At 35.3% G+C, this 4,394-nt stretch carries 4 protein-coding genes; all 4 read right to left on the minus strand.

Annotated elements, in window-relative coordinates; genetic code table 11:
• Positions 1 to 575: 575 nt before the first annotated feature.
• The 4 genes from MKX74_RS28120 to MKX74_RS28135 all read right to left on the minus strand — a co-directional run bounded on the left by MKX74_RS28120 (position 576) and on the right by MKX74_RS28135 (position 4,157).
• The gene (locus tag MKX74_RS28120) at positions 576 to 1,121 is read right to left on the minus strand and encodes a hypothetical protein (protein ID WP_098873231.1); all 546 of its coding nucleotides are present in this window, start codon (positions 1,119 to 1,121) and stop codon (positions 576 to 578) included.
• Positions 1,122 to 1,422: 301 nt separating this feature from the next.
• The gene (locus MKX74_RS28125; RefSeq protein ID WP_098873230.1) at positions 1,423 to 2,007 is read right to left on the minus strand and encodes a replication protein; all 585 of its coding nucleotides are present in this window, start codon (positions 2,005 to 2,007) and stop codon (positions 1,423 to 1,425) included.
• 64 nt (positions 2,008 to 2,071) lie between these two features.
• Entirely contained in the window at positions 2,072 to 2,221 is a 150-nt protein-coding gene (locus MKX74_RS28130) for a CopG family transcriptional regulator (RefSeq protein ID WP_098873229.1), read from the minus strand.
• 331 nt (positions 2,222 to 2,552) lie between these two features.
• On the minus strand, positions 2,553 to 4,157 hold the full coding sequence (locus MKX74_RS28135; protein ID WP_341180706.1) for a plasmid recombination protein: 1,605 nt from the start codon (positions 4,155 to 4,157) through the stop codon (positions 2,553 to 2,555).
• Positions 4,158 to 4,394: the final 237 nt, after the last annotated feature.

Raw genomic sequence — 4,394 nt, forward strand, 5'->3', positions numbered from 1 at the left:
CTCACTCCTTGAGGGGCTTCCTCGCCGGTTGGCGTCCCCAAAACGTGTCGTTTTGAGAAACTGCCAAGAGGATGGACAATCCGTCGCACGAGTCCATTCCTTAATGCTCCTTTCATGGATCAGCACAAATCGCTGACCCATTCCAGTCCGCTTACCATGGACTCTTACCATTTATCTTTCTTCTCCCAATAGTCGTTTTGCAAGTTGCTCCAATTACTCATCAAACCCTCAGTCATATGCAATATAACTATTCCCTTGCTTTCGCAATAAAAAAAGCGTTGAACGAATGTCTCAACGCTTTTTTTAAATTTTATTTTGTTTTATTATTTTCTATTTTTTCTGTTACTCTATCAATAGTTTTCATGTTCATTAACCAAAAAATACTTACAAAAAAATAATAAATCCCCATAATTGATAAATTGTCTGATAAATTAGTCCACATAGATTTCTCTAAAATAAAATTACTCCAAAGAATAGATACTGTGAAATATGTAAGAGGAGTAACTAAATATACCATTACATACAAAAATTTATGAACATGCATAATCTAATCCCCTTTTTAAAATTTGATTATTTTAACCATGTTGATATGTACATTTTCCGCCATAATATACAAGAGTTCCCGCTAATCCAACTGCATTTGAACCAACAGCAAATTTAACCAATAATTTAGCCGCTTCTTTATATGCCTTTTTTTGAAGATATGCCCACAATCCACCTTCAAGAGCTGCAGTAACAGCAGCTACCCCAAAATGATCTTTTATAGCATCAATCATACAGTCGGTCCATGCACTTCGTTTATATCTATGAAATGGATTTTTAGCTTTTGCATCATTCATTTCTTCAATCATAACAATATCGTTTTTTAAATTATTAGCATAGTTAGCTCCATATTTATTTTCAATTTTATTAAAATCGAAAACTCTTTCACCATTTTGAATCACTAATGCTTCTTCATTTAAAAATTTTAATTGCTCAGCTAATTCATTGATTTGTTTGTCCTCCTCTAATGATTGAACTGAAATGTTTGTTGCAGCAGACACATAAAAACTAGGCATTACAAAACCAATCCCTATAGATAATGCCAATGAAGTACATAGAAACTTATTTTTTAAGCTCATTTTTATAACCACCTATTGCTTTAAAATTTTATACCTTAATAACCTTATATCTCATTAAATAATTAAACAAGTCTGGTAATACAAACCAAATATCGATACAATAAAGAAAGAACATTGGTTTTATTAACAAAATGAAACAAATAGTTAATTTCATTAAAAATTAACGAAATTAACTTCAAGGCTGCATAAAGTATCTTCTTGTTTTAACCTTCATTACAAAAGACGCGAAGAGTATAAAAAAAGCCTTAATATATAAGACTTTTTTACATAAATAGTTACCATAGTTGATAACTTATTAATATCAACTACTATGCCGAGTAGATTTAATATACGATTCCATAATATAAGCCGAATTATCGCAAAGCAACGGAAACCAATCGTCAAACCTTTTATCCATTGCATAATCCAATAAATCTTTCATTTCTATAATTCTATTAGTATTTACAAACTCCATCATCTCACGAATTAACTCATAACGTTCACCCTTTGAAACAGCTAAATATTGAGCAAAATCCGCCCCACAATGCGCAACTAAACCACCCTTAGAATATTGAAATTTTTCTGGATTATCCAAATGTAAAAAATAACGAACCATACCTTTAGGGTTTGCTACCTTTTGCGGATTAGGTGATCGCAACTGAAACGTAATCTTTCTAACCTGCTCATATGACTTTTTATTTGAAAACATCATCATGACATGCCAATGAGGTTTTTTTATTTCACCATCAGGATTAATATCTTTATCATGCAACGGACTTTCAATCCACGGTGTATGTAAATCATTAATAATTTCACGCCAATTCTCCGGCGCACTTTCTGGATAAACAATGAACGTCCAGTTTCTGGTTCGTTCATCTTTTGAATTTGAATTTTTCCTTTTCACCATATATAATCATCCTATCCAATTAGTTTTTTTCGAAAGCGTAGCATCCCGTCCGATGCTACGCTTTTTATTTTTTCTCACCGAACTTTTCCAAACCATAAGTGTTAATTAAAAACGCAATTACTTGCGACTTCGTTAAACCAGTTTTCTTACAAATATCATCTAAATTCCCCAACGTTTCATCAGTCAATGTAATACCAATTTTTTTTCTAGCCATTTTAGAACCTCCTAAATTTAAAAACCTATAAAAATCATACACCCACAAGTCTAGACTTGTCAATATTTTTCTGTATATATCTAGAGTTACATTTTTTTACAGATATGACGTGAACCCTTGGTGCGATGGGTTTTTACAAAAAAAACCATCGCCGAAACCCTTGATATGACTGACTTCTGCAAAAAAAAACCCCGAAAGCCTTGGGAGAGTAAAGTCGAACTCGATTTGACCTCTGACCAATGACCTCCTAGGGGGGATGTCGTAGTCTCCCCCCTCCCCAAAATTCTTCTTAATTCAAAACCCACTCCAAACACATATTTTTATAAAAAACTTACATTTCATGTTCAAACCCTCTATCGCGTTCTTTTTTCGGTTCTAACGCTTGTACAGATTGTTGTATTCCTTTACTCAATCCAATTTCCTTATCTACTTTTTCCGCCAGATCCTCACTTCCCATTTTTCGAAGCCAATAACTTGTGTAATTTGCAATCGCATCTACCAATCGATTTCCTCGTTCATTTAGCGGTTGTTCATATTCCTTCTTGCTATATTTCATCATACCAACTGCTTTCGCTACATTCGCAAAACTCATTTTTAATCCTTCGTACATTTCATTCACTTTGTTTAACGCTCGTCTCAAACGACTATTTTCTACGGTTAATAGATTCACTTGCTCTTGTAATACTTGCTTTTCTTCCCACCATGTTTGACCATTCTCAATGGCTACTTCTTTCCCAATCAAACTTCGTTCCCTTTGATTCACTTCTAATTCTTTATAGCTGATATCCAACTCCTTTTGATTAATAAACTCTTCTCTTTCATTTAAAGCTGTCTCCTGAGCTTCTAGTAATCTTTTAGACCTCTCTATAGTACTTAACCCTTCTTTGATGCCAGAAACACCTCTAAGGCGCTTAGAAAGCTTCTGAGCATCTTCTTGTGTCAAAATATAGTTTCCTGTTTTTACTTCTTTCTTTTTCAGCAATCCTACTTTTTCTGTTTCTGCTTTCAACCTTCTCATATCAAATAAAGGAAATCCTTGTATATCGTTTTGTACATGCTCCTTCGTTTCTTTTAATTTCGTAATCTCTTCTTTTGTATCAACTACTTGTTTTTGTAGATTCTTCTGTTCTTGTTGTTCTCTCACAATCTGTTCTAACTGTCCTTGTATCGTTTGTAATTCTTCTACTTTCCCCTCTGACTGTTTCACTTCTTTGTCTACCCGTTGTAAATAGTTTTCTTTTTCCTGTACCTGCTTTTCTACAACGGACTTTGTTTCCGCATATTCTTTGTATTGTTTTACTTTCATGTACTTATGAGACCCTACATTCGCTCGTTCGAAATCAGGAATATGTTCTTTCGCCAATGTTTCGATATATGCCGTTTCTACCGCTCTCCAATTTGCAATCAGTTCCATCCCTTTTCCTTCCACGCCTTGTTGTTGCAAGGCTCTATCCATTCCGACACGCTTCGTTAATCCCCGACTACTTGCGAAATGCGGCACATAGTTGATATGAAGATGCGGATTGGCTTCATCATCATGTAACACCATGTTATAGACTGCTAGATTCGGATTCCGTTCTTGAAAAACTTCCGCATACCTCTGTAGCGCTTCTTTTTTCTCTTTCCTACACATTGGATCGTCTTTACCTTCCCCAATCGCTACAACCAGTTCTCGTTGTTCATGTACCTTTTCACTTTTCTTGATTTTTTCAAAGTAATCTTGAATTTTGCGGTCATTCCGTTTTTGTTTCTCGTTATAAGTATCTACTGCTTTCTGAAATACCTCTTTGTATACACTCCGAATGTCCTTTTGAACAAAATATATATTCTCTTCTAACCTGGATGGATCAATACCAGGATTTCCATGTGTATTTTCTCGATTGTTATGACTGATGGAACTTTTGTGAGATTGATTAAATGAGATAGAACGTAACACCACATGCACCCACTTCCCTAGAATGATTGATACCACGAGTCTAGCAAAGCGACGAAATGGAGTCAATCAACGTAACCCTATACATATTTTGACGCTATCGCATCAAAAATATATAGGGCTCTGCGAGGCCCTTGTCGGCATAGCCGAGTCACTACGTGACCAAAACCAAACCTTGGGCGTTGCCCAAACCCACCGGGGAACCCTTCCCCAGACCCCCTTTATCGAACTCCCCAACCC

This window comes from Paenibacillus sp. FSL K6-1230, from assembly GCF_038002385.1.
Taxonomy (GTDB): Bacteria; Bacillota; Bacilli; order Paenibacillales; family Paenibacillaceae; genus Paenibacillus; species Paenibacillus massiliensis.

Coding starts and splice junctions, on each gene's coding strand:
- MKX74_RS28125 (WP_098873230.1), bottom strand. CDS start 2,007: ATGGTGAAAAGGAAAAATTCAAATTCAAAAGATGAACGAACCAGAAAC.
- MKX74_RS28130 (WP_098873229.1), bottom strand. CDS start 2,221: ATGGCTAGAAAAAAAATTGGTATTACATTGACTGATGAAACGTTGGGG.
- MKX74_RS28120 (WP_098873231.1), bottom strand. CDS start 1,121: ATGAGCTTAAAAAATAAGTTTCTATGTACTTCATTGGCATTATCTATA.